Origin of the sequence: Sinorhizobium sp. 8-89, from assembly GCF_030124325.1 — a bacterium.
GTDB lineage: Bacteria > Pseudomonadota > Alphaproteobacteria > Rhizobiales > Rhizobiaceae > Sinorhizobium.
Genome location: NZ_JASKLR010000005.1, coordinates 317,572 through 335,213, shown reverse-complemented (window position 1 = coordinate 335,213; position 17,642 = coordinate 317,572). Strand labels below are relative to the sequence as shown.

General features: G+C 63.0%; 11 protein-coding genes. All 11 read left to right on the top strand.

The window, feature by feature from the left end; genetic code table 11:
* Positions 1 to 69: 69 nt before the first annotated feature.
* Complete coding sequence (gene chvI, locus QN219_RS13730; protein WP_173508569.1) at positions 70 to 795, top strand: two-component system response regulator ChvI; 726 nt, start codon at positions 70 to 72, stop codon at positions 793 to 795.
* A 205-nt stretch (positions 796 to 1,000) separates the two neighbouring features.
* Entirely contained in the window at positions 1,001 to 2,785 is a 1,785-nt protein-coding gene (locus QN219_RS13725; RefSeq protein WP_284000250.1) for a sensor histidine kinase, read from the top strand.
* Entirely contained in the window at positions 2,782 to 3,240 is a 459-nt protein-coding gene (locus QN219_RS13720; RefSeq protein WP_284000249.1) for an HPr kinase/phosphorylase, read from the top strand. Before QN219_RS13725 ends, QN219_RS13720 begins: the two co-directional genes overlap by 4 nt.
* A gap of 158 nt (positions 3,241 to 3,398) precedes the next feature.
* Positions 3,399 to 3,800: a PTS sugar transporter subunit IIA gene (locus QN219_RS13715; protein ID WP_173508572.1), complete on the top strand. Its 402-nt coding sequence runs from the start codon at positions 3,399 to 3,401 to the stop codon at positions 3,798 to 3,800.
* A complete protein-coding gene (locus QN219_RS13710) occupies positions 3,797 to 4,090 on the top strand; it encodes an HPr family phosphocarrier protein (RefSeq protein WP_284000248.1) in 294 nt (97 codons plus the stop codon). The genes QN219_RS13715 and QN219_RS13710 overlap by 4 nt, the downstream gene beginning before the upstream one ends.
* Positions 4,091 to 4,299: 209 nt before the next feature.
* The gene (ahcY, locus tag QN219_RS13705; RefSeq protein WP_284000247.1) at positions 4,300 to 5,700 is read left to right on the top strand and encodes an adenosylhomocysteinase; all 1,401 of its coding nucleotides are present in this window, start codon (positions 4,300 to 4,302) and stop codon (positions 5,698 to 5,700) included.
* 402 nt (positions 5,701 to 6,102) lie between these two features.
* Positions 6,103 to 8,586, top strand: a complete 2,484-nt coding sequence (locus tag QN219_RS13700) for an ATP-binding protein (protein WP_284000244.1) — start codon at positions 6,103 to 6,105, stop codon at positions 8,584 to 8,586.
* The gene (tsaE, locus tag QN219_RS13695) at positions 8,587 to 10,095 is read left to right on the top strand and encodes a tRNA (adenosine(37)-N6)-threonylcarbamoyltransferase complex ATPase subunit type 1 TsaE (protein WP_284000242.1); all 1,509 of its coding nucleotides are present in this window, start codon (positions 8,587 to 8,589) and stop codon (positions 10,093 to 10,095) included. It begins immediately after the preceding gene.
* 8 nt (positions 10,096 to 10,103) lie between these two features.
* Positions 10,104 to 10,835: a nucleotidyltransferase family protein gene (locus QN219_RS13690; RefSeq protein WP_284000241.1), complete on the top strand. Its 732-nt coding sequence runs from the start codon at positions 10,104 to 10,106 to the stop codon at positions 10,833 to 10,835.
* Between the two features lies 1 nt (position 10,836).
* The gene (gene addB / locus QN219_RS13685; RefSeq protein WP_284000240.1) at positions 10,837 to 14,016 is read left to right on the top strand and encodes a double-strand break repair protein AddB; all 3,180 of its coding nucleotides are present in this window, start codon (positions 10,837 to 10,839) and stop codon (positions 14,014 to 14,016) included.
* The gene (gene addA / locus QN219_RS13680; RefSeq protein ID WP_284000239.1) at positions 14,006 to 17,572 is read left to right on the top strand and encodes a double-strand break repair helicase AddA; all 3,567 of its coding nucleotides are present in this window, start codon (positions 14,006 to 14,008) and stop codon (positions 17,570 to 17,572) included. Before addB ends, addA begins: the two co-directional genes overlap by 11 nt.
* Positions 17,573 to 17,642 lie beyond the last annotated feature (70 nt).

Below are 17,642 nucleotides of genomic sequence, written 5' to 3'. Positions count from 1 at the left end.
GACTCGCGGTTGCCGCGGTTCTTGAAGCGGTTCCGGCCACCCGGACCTCAAAAGACGGAGTTGAATACGATGCAGACCATCGCGCTTGTCGATGACGACCGCAATATCCTGACATCTGTGTCCATCGCGCTGGAAGCCGAGGGCTACAAGGTCGAAACTTATACCGACGGTGCATCGGCGCTCGAAGGCCTGCTGGCGCGTCCGCCGCAACTCGCGATCTTCGACATCAAGATGCCGCGCATGGACGGCATGGAACTCTTGCGCCGCCTGCGGCAGAAATCCGACCTGCCGGTCATTTTCCTCACCTCAAAGGACGAGGAAATCGACGAACTCTTCGGCCTCAAGATGGGCGCCGACGATTTCATCACCAAGCCATTCTCCCAGCGCCTGCTGGTCGAGCGTGTCAAGGCGATCCTGCGTCGCGCGCCGAACCGCGACCTCGCGGCGGCCGGCCCCATGGGCACGGCGAAGACTTCCGATGCCCCGTCCCGTTCGCTGGAACGCGGCCAGCTCGTCATGGACCAGGAGCGCCACACCTGCACCTGGAAGAACGAATCGGTGACCCTCACGGTCACGGAGTTTCTCATCCTGCACTCGCTGGCGCAGCGTCCGGGTGTGGTGAAGAGCCGAGACGCACTGATGGATGCCGCCTATGATGAGCAGGTCTATGTGGATGACCGCACGATCGACAGCCACATCAAACGGCTTCGCAAGAAATTCAAGATGGTCGACAACGACTTCGACATGATCGAAACGCTCTACGGCGTCGGCTACCGTTTTCGCGAAACAGCCTGACGGCCCCTCCGACTTGCCACAACGGAGATTGTGGATCATGCAGAAATGGCGTAACGGCGACGCGAAAGAGGCCCCGTCGGGCAGGCCGTAAGCCATCCATAGGCAAAAACCCCGCCGGCCGGGACGAGGCAGATGAGAGGCCGGTCGCTGTGCCGGCGCAAGGAAAAAGAAGGCGACGGAAAACTCCGTCGTGGGAGCGGGAGACTTGGTAGACGTCTTGCAGGGCGATCTGGAGGATATTGAAGGGCGGGCATCGACGCGCAGCCAGCGCCGATGGGCGCATCCCTTCACCCTGATCCGCCGCCTGTTCGGCAATGCCGTCTTTTCCAGCCTCACCCGGCGCATCGTCTTCTTCAACCTCGTCGCGCTCGTGGTGCTCGTCGGCGGCATCATGTACCTCAACCAGTTCCGGGAAGGTCTGATCGACGCCCGGGTTGAAAGCCTGCTGACCCAGGGCGAGATCATCGCCGGGGCGATTTCCGCCTCCGCATCGGTCGATACCAACTCGATCACCATCGATCCGGAGAAGCTGCTCGAACTCCAGGCCGGCGAAAGCATCACACCGCTGCCGAGCGACGAGGATCTCGAGTTTCCGATCATCCAGGAACGGGTAGCGCCCGTCCTGAGACGCCTGATTTCCCCGACGCGGACACGCGCGCGCCTCTTCGACGCCGATGCCGATCTGCTTCTCGACTCCCGTCATCTCTATAGCGGCGGTCAGATCCTGCGCTTCGATCTTCCGCCGGTCGATCCGGAGACGACAGGCATCGCCGACAAGCTCAGCATGTGGCTCAACCGGCTGCTGCAGCCCGGCGACCTGCCGCTCTATAAGGAGCCACCGGGCGGCAACGGCTCGATCTACCCGGAGGTCATGAACGCGCTTACCGGCGTGCGCGGTGCCGTCGTGCGGGTGACGGAGAAGGGCGAGCTGATCGTTTCGGTCGCCGTGCCGGTGCAGCGGTTCCGCGCGGTGCTCGGGGTGCTGCTGCTTTCGACGCAGGCTGGCGACATCGACAAGATCGTCCATGCCGAGCGCCTGGCGATCATCCGCGTTTTCGGCGTCGCTGCGCTCGTCAACGTCATCCTGTCTCTGCTTCTTTCGTCGACCATCGCCAATCCGCTGAGAAGGCTGTCGGCTGCCGCGATTCGGGTGCGCCGCGGCGGCGCGAAGGAACGGGAGGAAATCCCGGACTTCTCCTCACGCCAGGACGAGATCGGCAACCTGTCGGTGGCGCTCCGCGAAATGACGACGGCGCTCTACGATCGCATCGCGGCGATCGAGAACTTTGCCGCCGACGTCAGCCATGAGCTCAAGAACCCGCTCACATCGCTGCGCAGCGCTGTCGAGACCCTGCCGCTCGCGCGCAACGAGGATTCGAAAAAACGGCTGCTCGACGTCATCCAGCACGACGTGCGCCGCCTCGATCGGCTGATCAGCGATATTTCCGATGCGTCGCGACTCGATGCAGAGCTGGCGCGCAGCGACGCCAAGAAAGTCGACCTGGAGAAGCTGCTTGGCGATCTCATCGATATTTCCCGACAGATTCGCAGCAAGAAGAAGCCGGTGCTCCTGGACTTCGTCATCGATCGCAAGGACAATCCGCGAGCGAGCTTCGTCGTCAGCGGCTATGAGCTGCGCATCAGCCAGATCATCACGAACCTCATCGAAAACGCCCGCTCTTTCGTCCCGGAGCAGAATGGCCGCATTATCATCCGCCTGACTCGGTTGCGTTCCCGCTGTCTCGTCTTTGTGGAGGACAATGGTCCGGGCATTCAAGCCGAAGACATCGATCGGATTTTCGAGCGCTTCTATACCGACCGGCCGGAAGGCGAGGACTTCGGTCAGAATTCCGGTCTCGGCCTTTCGATTTCACGCCAGATCGCCGAAGCGCATGGCGGCACGCTGAAGGCGGAAAACATTGTCGGGCAAGGCGGGCACGTGACTGGCGCCCGGTTCATCCTCTCGCTGCCGGCCGAGCCGCACCAGTGACCGCGCCAACTTGCAATATCCACGCAACGGCAATCGTTCTCGGCACGGCCGGATTTCTGATTACCGGCCCCTCCGGCTCGGGCAAATCGGCCTTCGCCCTTTCCTGCATTTCCGAGGCGAGGCGCCGCGGACGTTTTGCGGCGCTCGTCGCCGATGACCGGGTCGATCTTACCCTCGAGAATAACCGGATCATCGCCCGCTGCCCTGCATCCATTCGCGGTCTGATCGAGATTCGCGGCGGCGGCATCGTCGCCGTCGAAACGGTGTCCGCCTGCGTTCTGGACTGGGCGATCATGCCGGCCAGGCCGTCCCGCGACCCGCGTCTGCCACCCGAGAACGAGGAGTTGCAGCTACAAATTGGGCGAACTCTGCCGCTGTTGCGCGTTCCCGTTGAAACCCTCGTCTCGCCGCTCGATGCACTGCACGCATTGCTACCCAAAAAATTAGCACTTTAGCCTTATCCGGGGGCAGAAGGGCTGCTTTTTCGGCATTTTTGGCTTGCACTTCGCCTTTTCCTTGCCAAGATGGCCGCCCCAGCAGGTGGACGAAATTGCTGCATTGCGATATCTGACCATCAACGAGAGTTGCATATGCAGTTGGAGCAAAGACACCCATGATCGGACTTGTGCTTGTCACCCATGGCAAGCTGGCGGAAGAGTTTCGGCATGCGTTGGAGCATGTCGTCGGTCCGCAAAAAGCTATCGAGACCGTCTGCATCGGGCCCGAAGACGACATGGACCAGCGGCGTCAGGATATACTCGATGCAGTTGCTGGCGCCGACGTGGGCAATGGCGTCATCATTCTGACGGACATGTTCGGCGGCACGCCATCCAACCTCGCCATCTCGGTCATGCGCAGCGGCAGCGTAGAGGTGATTGCGGGCGTCAATCTGCCGATGCTGATCAAGCTTGCCGGCGTTCGCGGCGAAAGTGACATGGACAAGGCCCTCGTCGAGGCCTCCGAGGCGGGACGCAAATACATCAATGTCGCCAGCCGCGTGCTGAGTGGAAAATGATGGACCATCGCCCCGCCATGTCGCTGACGCGCGAGCTGCTGATCATAAACAAACGCGGCCTGCATGCACGGGCGTCGGCGAAATTCGTCCAGACCGTCGAAGCCTATGACGCCGAAATCACCGTCTCCAAGGACGGTATGACGGTTGGCGGCACGTCGATCATGGGCCTGATGATGCTTGCGGCCAGCACGGGCTGTACCGTCTTTGTCAACGCCAGCGGCGCCCAGGCAGAAGAGGCGCTCAATGCCCTCGACGCGCTTGTTCGTGACAAATTCGGCGAAGAGATCTGACGCGCCCGGTGGGCGCGCTTGAGCCGAAGCGCCCTCCGCCGTTCGCGCGATATAAACATATAAAGACTTCTTTATATCGTGGTTGCCCTCCCAGCTGATTCCTGATAGACCGGGCGCACTCTCCCCGTGATCCTGCGCGGGAGGCATTGTCACGCCGCCGGACGGCCAGAGGGCCGGCGCGGCCGGAAAAGATCAGCCTGGAGAACTCCATGACCGCAACTCAGGACTATATTGTCGCCGATATCGGCCTGGCCGATTTCGGCCGCAAGGAAATTGCCATCGCCGAAACGGAAATGCCGGGCCTGATGGCCTGCCGTGAGGAATTCGGTGCATCGAAGCCGCTGAAGGGCGCACGCATCACCGGTTCGCTGCACATGACCATCCAGACGGCCGTGCTGATCGAGACGCTGGTTGCGCTCGGCGCCGAGGTTCGCTGGGCCTCGTGCAACATCTTCTCGACGCAGGACCACGCCGCCGCGGCGATCGCAGCAAGCGGCGTTCCGGTCTTTGCCGTCAAGGGCGAAACGCTTGAGGAATACTGGACCTACACCGACAAGATCTTCCAGTGGGCCGACGGCGGCCTCTCAAACATGATTCTCGACGATGGCGGCGACGCCACCATGTACATCCTGCTCGGCGCGCGCGCCGAAGCCGGCGAGAACGTGCTTTCCACCCCGGGCTCGGAAGAAGAGGAAATCCTCTTTGCCCAGATCAAGAAGCGTCTTGCGGCAACGCCCGGCTGGTTTACGAAGCAGCGCGACGCGATCAAGGGCGTGACCGAAGAAACGACCACCGGCGTCAACCGTCTCTACCAGCTCCAGTCCAAGGGCCTGCTTCCGTTCCCGGCGATCAACGTCAATGACAGCGTCACCAAGTCGAAGTTCGACAACAAGTACGGCTGCAAGGAATCACTCGTCGACGGCATTCGCCGCGGCACCGACGTGATGATGGCCGGCAAGGTTGCCGTCGTTTGCGGCTATGGCGACGTCGGCAAGGGCTCGGCCGCTTCCTTGCAGGGTGCGGGAGCGCGCGTGAAGGTCACCGAAGTCGATCCGATCTGCGCACTGCAGGCCGCGATGGACGGCTATGAAGTCGTCCAGCTCGAGGACGTCGTCTCGACGGCCGACATCTTCATCACGACGACCGGCAACAAGGACGTCATCCGCATGGACCACATGCGCGAGATGAAGGACATGGCGATCGTCGGCAACATCGGCCACTTCGACAATGAAATCCAGGTCTCGGCGCTGCGCAAGCTGAAATGGACCAACATCAAGCCGCAGGTCGACATGATCGAGTTCCCGAAGGGCAACCGCATGATCCTGCTTTCGGAAGGCCGTTTGCTGAACCTCGGCAACGCGACCGGCCATCCGTCCTTCGTGATGTCGGCTTCCTTCTCCAATCAGGTTCTGGCCCAGATCGAGCTCTTCACCAAGGGTGAGAACTACAAGAACGAAGTCTACGTTCTGCCGAAGCAGCTCGACGAGAAGGTTGCCCGCCTGCATCTCGCAAAGCTCGGCGCCAAGCTGACCGACCTTTCGGAAGAACAGGCTGCCTATATCGGCGTGAAGCCGCAGGGTCCGTTCAAGGCCGAACACTACCGCTACTAATCGTTACCCGGGCAATCCACAACATGTTGTGGCCGCGATCTTGACAAGAGATCGCGGCCGCTTTTTTGAGCCGTGCACTTTCCGGCGATTCGTCAAACAAGTATGCTTAAGCCATTGATTCGTGACGCTACTGCATGTCTCCCCAAATCGTAGCCGATTTGAGGAATAAACAAGCAGCAATTCAAAATGCTACAGCATCCTTTGCGCGGCTGATTAAGACACGCGGCGCTGTAGCGGGCACCTTCGAGCGTTGCGAATGGGGATGTCTTGTCGGACATGCGGCAAACAGACGGAGACAGACCGGGGATGCAATCGGAACTGAAGCGGACCCTTTCCAGGGGTTTCGGTGCGTGGCGGCGCAAGGTCGGCGGCAATTTCCGGACAGACGGGGACGGCGGCGCCATGGAATCACAACGATCCACGCTTTTCGGCGGAGGCAGCAAGGCGCCAGCACTGGCGCGGCGGCTGCTCGCAGGCACCGCCTTCTTCGCGGCAACCGACGCTGCGGCCCAGGCGTCGACGCCGGTCACCAAGGCCATATTCGGCTCCTCCGAAGTCGTCACGTTCTCCGTCCTGATCGGCGTCATTTCCGCCGCCATGATTTCGGCAATCTGGCTGATCCGCCAGCGCGGCAATATCGAGGCCGAGAACCGCGAGCTCAGATCGGATCTGTCCGACGCAAACCAGCGAATTTCCCGTTTCCAGGCCCTTATCGCCGACAAGAACCGGCGCATCGTGATCTGGGACGGTCTGGCCGAACGCCCGGAGTTTCTCGGACAGCTCCCCGTCGAGACCGGTGCTCCGCAGGCCGATCGCGATTTTCTCGCCTTCGGACGCTGGCTGAGGGCCCAGTCCGCCAGCCAGCTCGAAAAGGCGATCGAGACCCTGCGCGCGCAGGCACAAAGCTTCGATCTCGTGCTCGAAACGCAGCGCAACGAGGTTCTCGAGGCTCAGGGCCGCGTTTCCGGTGGACGCGCATTCGTGCGGTTCATTGCGCTCAACAATCTCCGAGCCGAACTCGCAGAACTGAAGCTCGAACGCGATCGTCTGCACGCATCGCTGTCGACGTTCCGCACGCTGCTCGATGCGGTCGACCTGCCGGTCTGGCAGCGCACCGCAGACGGCAAGCTCGAATGGGTCAACGAAGCCTATGCCGAGGCGGTCGAGACATCGAGCGCCAGCCTGGCTGTCGCCGAAGGACGCGAGTTGCTTTCCACCGCAGCACGCGAAAAAATCCGTGCCGTTTCGACCCTTGAAACGCCTTTCAGCGACAAGCTTTCGACCGTGGTCAGGGGCAATCGCACGTTTTACGATGTCGTCGATGCCCGCAGCCCGGTCGGGTCTGCCGGTATCGCCGTCGACGTGTCCGGCACCGAAGCCGTGCGCGAAGAGCTTGCACGGACATTGAAGAGCCATGCCGAAACGCTTGATCACTTGGCCACGCCGGTAGCGATCTTCGACGGCAACCAGCGCCTGCAGTTCTACAACCAGGCGTTCCAGCGGCTCTGGAATCTCGACATGGGCTTCCTCGAGCGCAAGCCGGACAACGGCGAGGTGCTCGACCGGTTGCGGGCCGGCGGCAAGCTTCCCGAGCAGCTCAACTGGAAACAGTGGAAGGCGAATGCGCTGTCCGTCTATCAGGCGCTCGACACGCAATCCGATCTCTGGCACTTGCCGAACGGCCAGACGCTGCGCGTCTTCGCCACTGCACGGCCGCAGGGCGGAGCAACCTGGGTGTTCGAGAACCTGACTGAGAAGGTCGATCTCGAGACCCGTTACAACACGCTCGTCCAGGTCCAGGGCGAAACGATCGATCATCTCGCCGAAGGCGTCGCGGTGTTCGGGCCAGATGGCCGCATCCGGCTTTCCAACCCGGCATTCCGGGCGATCTGGGGCATCAGCGAGGCGGAGGCGAAGCCCGGCACCCACATTCGTGCCGTCGACCAGGCGTGCCTCCCTTCCTACGACCAGCCGGATGGCTGGAAACGCTTTGCCCATATCATCACCAGCTTCGACGACGAGCGGCCATCGAGCCGCGGCATGCTCGAATTGCGGACCGGCCTGATCCTCGATTATGCCGTGATCCCTCTGCCGAACGCCCAGACGATGCTGACTTTCGTCAACATTACCGACAGCGTCAGGGTCGAACGGGCATTGACCGAGAAGAACGAGGCGCTGCGCAAGGCCGACGCGCTGAAGAACGACTTCGTGCACCATGTTTCCTATGAACTGCGTTCGCCGCTCACGAACATCATCGGCTTTGCCGATCTTCTGAAGACGCCGGCCTTCGGCGAGCTCAACGAGCGCCAGGCGGAATATGTCGACCATATCGCCACCTCCTCGTCGCTGCTGCTGACGATCGTCAACGACATCCTCGACCTGGCTACCGTCGACGCCGGCATCGTCGAGCTCGACATGTCGGAGGTGAACCTCGGCGATTTCCTCGATGACGTCGCTCATCAGATGGCGGACAGGCTGCTCGAAAGCGGCGTGACCTTGCGGGTGGACGCGCCCGATAACCTTGGCCGGATGGTCGCGGACCAGCAGCGGCTGAAGCAGATCTTCATCAAGCTTCTCACCAACGCCGCCAATTTCGCGCCCGATGGCAGCGCGATCGATCTCAAGTGCCGGCGCGAAGGCAGCGATTTCGTGTTCTCCGTCACTGATTCCGGCCCCGGCATTCCACAGGACGTCCTCAACACCGTCTTCAACCGCTTCGAGAGCTACGGCCAGCACGGCGGCGCCGGTCTCGGACTGTCGATCGTCGAGAGCTTCGTCAGCCTCCATCACGGCACCGTATCGATCCGCAGCAAAGAGGGCGAGGGCACGGAGGTCACCTGCCGCATTCCGTCGTCCGAAATGCCGAAGATCATCGCGGCCGAATAGATGAAACATCTGCAACGGTTTCTGGAGGACGAGGCAGCCACCATCGAGCTAGGCGAAGACCTGGCGCTGGCGCTGAAGGCGGGAGACTGCGTGACCTTGTCGGGCGACCTCGGTGCGGGAAAATCGACTTTCGCGCGTGCCCTGCTTCGGGCGATCGCTGACGACGATGCGCTCGAGGTGCCGAGCCCCACCTTCACGCTCGTTCAAAGCTACGACCTGCGCATCCCGGTCGCCCATTTCGATCTCTATCGTCTCGCCGACGCGGCGGAACTCGACGAACTTGGTTTCGACGAGGCCCTTTCCGAGGGTATCTGCCTTGTCGAATGGCCGGAAAGGGCGGAAGAAGCGCTGCCGGCCGAACGGATCACGCTTGCTTTCGCGCACGAGGGCGACGGACGTCGGCTTGCAATTTCCGCGCCCGACGCTGCGTTCGAGCGTATCTCCCGTTCGCTGGCGATCCGGAGTTTCCTCTCGCAAAACGGCTACGCGATGGCCCGTCGCCGGCACCTGAGCGGCGACGCTTCGGTCAGGGCCTATGAGCGCGTCGAGGCGGAAGGTGAGCCGGCAAAGGTTCTGATGGATGCGCCGCGGCATAAGCCTGGCCCCATTCTCCGGGACGGAAAATACTACCAGCAACTTGCGCACCTTGCCGAAGATGTCGTTCCGTTCGTTGCCATTTCCGAACTGCTGCGCAAACGCGGCTTCGCCGCGCCGGCGATCTACGCCCGTGACCTCGACAATGGCATCTTGCTGATCGAGGATTTGGGTTCCGAGGGCATTCTCGACACGGAAGGAAAGCCGGTTGCCGAGCGCTATCTCGAAAGCGTGCGGCTGCTCGCTCGCCTTCACGCGAAGCCGGCGACGCGCGAGATTGCGGTAGGCGGCGGCTTGGTCCATCGCATTCCCGATTTCGACCGCACCGCGATCAAGATCGAGACGAGCCTGCTGATCGACTGGTACCTGCCGTGGAAGCGCGGCGAAGCGGCCTCCGACACGGAGCGCAAGGAGTACTTCGCCGTCTGGGATCAACTCATCGACGTTCTTCAATCGGCCGAGAAAAACCTGCTGCTGCGCGATTTTCACTCGCCGAACATTCTCTGGCGCCCGGACCGCAAGGGGCTAGACCGCGTCGGCGTCATCGATTTCCAGGACGCGATGATCGGTCCGACCGCCTATGATGTTGCGTCGCTGGTCCAGGACGCGCGCGTGACAATCGACCAGCATCTAGCCGCCCGACTTTTGGATGGCTATCTTGCCGAGCGCAGGGCGTCCGGGGCGTTCGACGAGGTAGCCTTTCTTCGCGACTGGCACCTGATGTCGGCGCAGCGCAACTGCAAGCTCGCCGGCATCTGGGTGCGGCTGATGCAGCGTGACGGCAAGCCCGGCTACATGAAGCACATGCCGCGCACCTTCGCTTATCTGAGGCATGCACTCGGCCATGAGGTGCTGACACCCTTGCGCGATTGGTGCATTAAGGCTGGAATCCTCGTTCCCGAATCAGCGAACTGACAGAAACGATGCCCATCACCAATGCCATGGTGCTTGCCGCCGGACTTGGCACGCGCCTCCGGCCGATTACCAACACACTGCCGAAGCCCCTGGTCAAGATCGCCGGCAAGCCGATGATCGACTATGTGCTGGACATACTGGAGGCCGCCGGCGTGACCAAGGCGGCGGTGAACGTCCATCACTTCGCCGACCAGATGGAAGAGCATCTCCGTCGCCGCCAGACGCCGCTTATCCTGATTTCGGATGAGCGGGACGCCTTGATGAATTCGGGAGGCGGGCTCGCCAAGGGGCTGAAGCTGCTGGAAGACGGACCGCTGATCGTCATGAACGCCGATCTTTTCTGGGTTGGCGAGAAGGCCGGAGAGCCGAGCAACCTTCAAAGACTGGCCGCGTTCTTCGATCCGGCGAAGATGGACATGGCGCTCCTCTGCGTGCGGCTCGAGGACACGACTGGGCACAACGGCAAGAAGGATTTTTCGCTCGCCCAGGACGGAAGGCTCGCGCGCTATGAGGAGGGCATGGAGAATCCCGTCGTATATGCCGGCGCGATCGCCATGGAGTCGCTCCTCTTCGCCGACGCGCCGAGCGATGCCTTCAACCTCAACATCTATTTCGACCGCGCGATCGCCAAGGGGCGCCTCTTCGGCCTGATGCTCGAGGGCCACTGGATGACGGTCGGCACACCGGAAGCGATCGCAGAAGCCGAGGCGGCGGTGCGGCGCTTCCAGCCGGGAGGATAAGGTGCCCGGTCACGCCTCGAACGTCTTCACGATCCCCGCCGGCCTGCCCTTCCTGAGGACGTTGGCGCAAAAGCTCTGTGACGGCGGGCTGGTGCCGGGTTTCAAGTACGATCCGGCGGATCCGCTGATGTTGGCCGGCGTGACGATTTTCGTTCCGACCCGGCGCTCGGCGCGCGTGCTTCGCTCGGAGTTCGTCGACCTGCTCGGCGGTCGCTCGGCCATCCTGCCGACGATCCGTGCGCTCGGCGAGACGGACGACGACAGCGGCTTTTTCGACGCCGAGGCGCCTGCGATCCTCGATCTTGCTCCGTCACTTTCCGGCACGGCGCGCCTGATCGAGCTCGGCCGCCTCATTCTTGCCTGGCGCAACCAGCTGCCGCAGGCGGTTCTCGATATCCACGGCGAAAGTCCGCTGATCGCCCCCGCGAGCCCTGCCGATGCCATTTGGCTCGCGCGCAATCTCGCCGACTTGATCGACGCGGTGGAAACCGAGGAGCTAGCCTGGGAGGCTCTCGACACGCTCGACGCCGGCGAACATGCGCTCTGGTGGCAGTTGACGCTCGCTTTCCTGAAGATTGCCCGCACCTATTGGCCGGAGCGGCTGGACGAACTCAAGCAATCCTCGCCTTCGCGCCACCGCAACGCCATTCTGCAGGCGGAAACACAGCGCATCGCCGCCGGCAAGGTGACCGGGCCGATCATCATCGCCGGCTCGACCGGTTCGATCCCCGTGACTGCCGCGCTGATCGCGGCCGTCAGGAGGCTGCCGAACGGCACCATCGTTCTGCCGGGTCTCGATCAGACGATGAGCGACACGGAATGGGAACTGATCGTCGGCGCTGCTTCGACCGGTATCACGAAAGATCCGGCGAGCCGCAGCCACCCGCAATATGGCTTCCACCGCCTGTTGAAGCGCATGGGCATCGCGCGTCGCGATGTGGAGACCCTGGAGCCCGCAAACAGCGCCCTCGATTATCGCAGCACGGTTCTCTCGCGCGCCCTGCTTCCGGCAAATGCGACTGACAGCTGGACCCGCGCGCGTGAAGATTTCGACCAGGAAAAACTTCTCTCGGCCTTCGCCGACGTCGCGCTGATCGAGACGGCCAATGAGCGCGAAGAGGCGACGGCGATCGCTATCGCGCTCAGACTCGCGCTTGCCGATGACGACGAAAGCCAGGCGGCGTTGATCACCCCGGACCGTGGGCTTGCGCGCCGGGTCGGGGCGGAACTCGCCCGCTTCGGCATCGAAGCCGACGATTCCGCCGGCACGCCGCTCGCTGCCACGCCGGCCGGCGCCGTCGTCCGGCTGCTGCTGGAGGCGGCGTTGCGGCCGGGCGATCCCGTGCCGCTGGTCGCTCTGCTCAAGCATCCGCTCGCCCGTTTCGGTGAGACGATCGAGGGTGTTCGGCGCGCCGCCGATGCGCTGGAACTTCTGGCGCTGCGCGGCGGTACGGTCGCTGCTGATATTTCCGCGCTTTGCCCCTTGCTCGAGCAGACGCTCGAAAGACGAAAGCATGATCGTCATCCACCCCCGTGGCAGAGCCGCCTTGATGATGACGAGGATATCGCCGCTGCACGCACGCTTGCCGAACGCATTGCGTTGGCCGTCGAACCCCTAGCCAGCGCATCCGCGCTTCGCGCCGATGGGCGGCCTCGATCCAAGGTTCTCACGCTCGCCGACTGGGCGGAGCGAACCGGCCGGGCGCTGGAAGCCATTTGCATGGACGAGCGCGGCAGTCTTGGCGGTCTCTGGTCGACGGAGGCCGGCGAAGCATTGGCAACGCTTCTCAAAGGCGTCATCGAAACGGAAGGGCAGATGAGCGCCGACGGGCCGCAATGGTGCGACATCGTCGAAGCGCTCGCGGCAAGCGAAGCGGTCAAGCCGCGATCGATGCGACACCCCCGCGTCTTCATCTTCGGGGCGCTGGAATCGCGACTGCAAAGCATGGATCTCGTGGTGCTCGGCGGCATGAACGAGGGGACATGGCCGGGACAAACATCAAACGATCCCTTCCTGTCGCGGACGATGAAATCCGGAATCGGGCTCGAACCGCCGGAGCGGCGCATCGGTCAGCTCGCGCATGATTTCCAGATGGCTTGCGGCACGCGTCGGCTGATTTTTTCTCGCTCCATCCGACAGGGATCGGCACCGACCGTCACTTCGCGGTGGCTGCAGCGACTGCAGGCGCTCGGTGGCGAAAAGCTGACGAAACTGCTTAAATCCAACGGTGCGGCCTATCTCCACTGGGCGCGCATTCTCGATCAAGGCAAAACCCAGCCGCTCGCCACCCGACCGGAACCGAAGCCGCCCGCCGAGCTGCAGCCGCGCAAGTATTCCTTCAGCGAAGTGACGCGCCTTCGGCGCGATCCCTATGCGGTCTATGCGCGGCGGATCCTGCGGCTGCAGCCGATCGACCCTTTCAATCGCGATCCCGGGGCGGCCGAGCGCGGAACGCTCTACCATCGGATCGTCGATCGTTTCGTCAGGGGCGGCTTCGATCCGGCCGCGCCCGAAGCGGAAGCAGTGATGATTGGATTGCTCAACGAAGCCTTCGACGAGGAAGGACTTCCGCCGCATATCGATACGATCTGGCGCCCGCGTTTTGCGGCGGTGGGAAGGGCGTTCCTCAAATGGGAGCGCGATCGCCGGAAGAGCATCGAGAAGTCGTTCACCGAGGTTCCCGCCTCCATGGATATCGGCCTTGCGGATATTCGGCTGACCGGTATCGCCGATCGTCTCGACCGACGTGCGGACGGCACCGTCGACATCATCGATTACAAGACCGGCTCCAGCCCCTCGCCCAGGGAAGCACGCAGCCTGCTCGACCCGCAGCTCGCGCTGGAGGCGGCGGCACTCAAGGCCGGAGCCTTCGGCCCGACCGGACGCGCCGAGCCGAATGCGCTTCTCTACGTGCGGCTGAAGCCCGGCAACCGCTTCAGCGTCGACAGTGTCAACAACGAAGGCGGCAGGCAAAAGGAAACGAAATCCGCCGATCAGCTGGCGGAGGAATCGCTCAGCGAGTTGAAAAAGCTGCTCTCAGCACTGATGACCGGCAGGCACGGCTTCGCCTCACGCCTGATCGTTCAGAAGGAGCGCGACTACGGAGGCGAATACGATCATCTGGCGCGGGTCGCCGAGTGGGCGACCGCCGAAGGCGAGGATGATGCCGATGAGGGATGACGCTTTCGGGCCTGCGGAAAGAACACCCCGGGCCTGGCTCGACTGGACGACGGAGCGGCAATCGCTTGCCTCCGACCCGGCGCGCTCGGCCTGGGTTTCCGCCAATGCCGGATCGGGCAAGACACACGTCTTGACCCAACGCGTCATCCGGCTGCTGCTCGCCGGTTGCCGACCCTCTGCAATCCTCTGCCTCACCTATACGAAGGCGGCCGCTTCCGAGATGTCGAACCGCGTCTTCGAACGCCTGGCGGAATGGGCGACGCTGGATGATGCCTCTCTCGAGAAGCGCATCGAGGTGGTCGAAGGCGCGCGCCCCTCCAGCGTAAAAATTCAGCAGGCACGGCGGTTGTTCGCGGCCGCCCTCGAGACCCCCGGCGGCCTGAAAATCCAGACCATTCACGCATTCTGCGAAGCGCTCCTGCATCAGTTTCCGCTCGAAGCCAATGTTGCCGGGCACTTTTCCGTACTCGACGACCGCGCCGCGGCGGTCCTGCTCGCGGATGCGCGGCGCGCGCTGCTGACGGCGACCACCGCGGACGACGCGGAGCTTGCCGATGCCTTCGCCACGGTTCTCGATCTCGCCGATGATACGGGCCTTGAAAGGCTGCTGGAGACGATCGTCGCCAACCGCACGCCCATTCAAGCCTTTCTCGATCGCGCCGCGAAACGGGGCGGATTGGAAACGCATCTGCGCGCATCGCTGGGGATCGCGCCGGGCGAAACGGCAGAGAGCGTGCTGGCGAAGGCCTGGCCACTCGCTGGCCTGAACGGGGCAGCCCTTGATCGATATCTCGACTTGGCGGCATACAAAGGCGGCGCCAAGCCCTCCGAGTTTGCGGAAGGATTAAAGAGGGTCGCAGGACTCGTCGATCCCGAGGAGCGCTATCGGAGACTGGTTGGGCTCTTCATCAACGGAGGCGGCAAACCGAAGGCAGACTCCACCTTTTTGAACGCTGCAATGCGGCGCGAGGCGCCTGACCTCGCACCTCTGGTGGAACAGGCGCGCGATCATATCGTTGCCTGCGTGGATCGCCTGAGCATCGTCAGGATGTACGAGGCGACACGCGCCGCCCTCACCCTCGCCGAGAAGCTCAACAGCGATTACGAGGAAATCAAGAAGGCGCGCAGCCAACTCGACTTCGAGGACCTCATCAACCGTACGGCAACACTTCTTGCCCGTGGCGACGTCGGCGCCTGGGTGCACTACAAGCTTGACCAGGGCATTGACCACATCCTCGTCGACGAAGCCCAGGACACGAGCCCGACGCAATGGACGATCATCCAGTCGCTTGCCGCCGATTTCTTCGCCGGCGAGACGGCAAGAGCGGATGAGCGGACGATCTTCGCCGTCGGAGACGAGAAGCAATCGATCTATTCGTTCCAGGGTGCGCGGCCGGAGCGGTTTTCGCGCGAGAGCGTCGTTACGGAGCGGCGGGTGCGCGCGGGTGGAAAATACTTCAGCCCAATCCGCCTGCAGCTTTCCTTCCGATCGACTGTCGACGTCCTGTCGGCCGTCGATACGGTCTTTGCCAACAGGGCGAATGCCAAGGGGCTCAGCGCACAGGGTGAGGAGATCGTGCATGCCTCAAACCGCATCGGCCATCCCGGAGCCGTCGACCTATGGGACGTGATCGCGCCCGAACCGGTGCTCGCCGAAGAGGAATGGACAGCCGCTTTCGACGCGACGCCCGAGCGCGCGCCGGCAAACATACTGGCGCGACGAATTGCGGCGGTCCTCGATGACTGGATCGGCAAAGAGACCGTGATCGAGAAGGGCGTTCGCCGACCGATGCGGCCGGGGGACGTCATCGTCCTCGTTCGCAAGCGGGATGCCTTCGTCAACGCCTTGACGCGGGCGCTGAAGCGCAGAAGCAATATTCCGGTCGCCGGCGCCGACCGCCTCGTGCTCACCAGCCACATCGCCATTCAGGACCTGATGGCGCTCGGCCGCTTCGTCCTCTTGCCGCAGGATGATCTTTCTCTCGCCGCACTGCTGAAAAGTCCGCTCTTCAATCTCGGCGAAGAGGATATTTTCGAGCTTGCAGCGCGAAGAGTTGAAGACGAAAGCCTCTGGCAACGCCTGCGGACCATTGGCGCCGAAGAGACGAGCCCCTACCAGGAGGTCGTACGGACGCTTGCCGGATACGCCGATCTCGCCCGGCACTTGCTGCCGCATGATTTCTATGCGCGGGTGCTCAGCGTTCATGGTGGCCGGGCAGCGTTCCTCGCCCGGCTGGGCAGCGAGGTCAGCGACATTCTCGACGAGTTTCTGACTTTCGCGCTTGATCACGAAAGATCCGGCTTGCCCGGTCTTCAGGCCTTCATTTCGACACTCGAAATCGAAGCGCCGACGGTCAAACGCGAGCAGGACAAGGAGCGCGACGAGGTGCGCGTCATGACCGTGCACGCGGCAAAAGGCCTCGAAGCACCGGTCGTCTTCCTCGTCGACGGCGGTGGCAAGGCCTTCAACAGCCAGCATGTTCCCGATCTGCGCCTTTTCGAAAAGCAGCGGCCTGACGGTTCCATCGTTACCGTGCCTGTCTGGCGGGCGCCCGGCTCGGGAACGAATTCCCTGCTCAACACCGACAATGCCCGCCTGAAGGCACTGGCGGAGGAGGAATACCGGCGCCTGCTCTATGTCGGCATGACCCGCGCCGCAGACCGGCTCGTCATATGCGGGTACCGCGGACAGAGGGAGAATACCGATACCTGGCACGCCATGGTCCAGGGGACGTTGGCGCAGGATACAAAGGGACGCGGGACGCCGATGGTGTTCCGCGCGGGCGGCGAAGAATGGACGGGCCATGCGTGGCGTGAGATGTACCGCCCGATCGACGCTCCCGTGGCAGAAGGCACGCAACCCGAGGGAGAGCATATGGCGCCGGGCCTGCCCGCCACGCTTTCTGCTCCCCTGCCGGCGCCGCGTCGGCTGCCGCGGCCGCTCACCCCGTCCGGGACGGGCATTGTCATCGACGATCCGGACAGCGAATCGATCGTCGGATCGGCGCTTTTCACGGAAAAGGCGGCACCGAAACGCTCGCTGCTGCGTGGCGCGATCCTTCACCGGCTGCTGCAGGTTCTTCCATCGATCGATTCTGCGGAACGCCGGGCGGCGGCAGACCGCTATCTGCTGCGGTCGGTGCCGCGCTGGCCCGAGCCGGAGCGTCAGGCGCTCGCCAATGCAGTGATGGACGTGCTGGAACACCCCGATCTGCAGACACTGTTTGCCGCGCACAGCCGGGCGGAAGTCTCGGTCATGGGAACGCTCGCGCTTGGCGGGCGTGAGTTCGCCGTGTCGGGCCGTATCGACCGGCTGGCCGTTTCCGTCGATACGGTCACGATTGCCGACTTCAAGACGAATCGCCAGGTGCCAACGTCCTTGACTGAGATCCCGCCCACCTACCGAACGCAGCTTGCCATCTACCGCGAACTGCTGAAGCCGCTCTATCCCGGACGGCGGTTCCGCTGCGCGCTGATCTTCACCGAGGGACCGACGATCCAGATGCTTCCCGAAGCGATGCTGGACAGGAGCCTTGAAGAGCTCGCGACAAAGTGAGATACACGATATTGAAAATCCAGTGGCGACGCCTCACATGAGGCACAACATCTGGACACGCCGCGCCGGC

Excerpts from the sequence above, each read along its gene's own strand:
- ahcY (WP_284000247.1), top strand. The coding sequence starts at position 4,300 with ATGACCGCAACTCAGGACTATATTGTCGCCGATATCGGCCTGGCCGAT.
- addA (WP_284000239.1), top strand. The coding sequence starts at position 14,006 with ATGAGGGATGACGCTTTCGGGCCTGCGGAAAGAACACCCCGGGCCTGG.
- QN219_RS13700 (WP_284000244.1), top strand. The coding sequence starts at position 6,103 with ATGGAATCACAACGATCCACGCTTTTCGGCGGAGGCAGCAAGGCGCCA.
- chvI (WP_173508569.1), top strand. The coding sequence starts at position 70 with ATGCAGACCATCGCGCTTGTCGATGACGACCGCAATATCCTGACATCT.
- QN219_RS13710 (WP_284000248.1), top strand. The coding sequence starts at position 3,797 with ATGATGGACCATCGCCCCGCCATGTCGCTGACGCGCGAGCTGCTGATC.
- tsaE (WP_284000242.1), top strand. The coding sequence starts at position 8,587 with ATGAAACATCTGCAACGGTTTCTGGAGGACGAGGCAGCCACCATCGAG.
- QN219_RS13690 (WP_284000241.1), top strand. The coding sequence starts at position 10,104 with ATGCCCATCACCAATGCCATGGTGCTTGCCGCCGGACTTGGCACGCGC.
- QN219_RS13715 (WP_173508572.1), top strand. The coding sequence starts at position 3,399 with ATGATCGGACTTGTGCTTGTCACCCATGGCAAGCTGGCGGAAGAGTTT.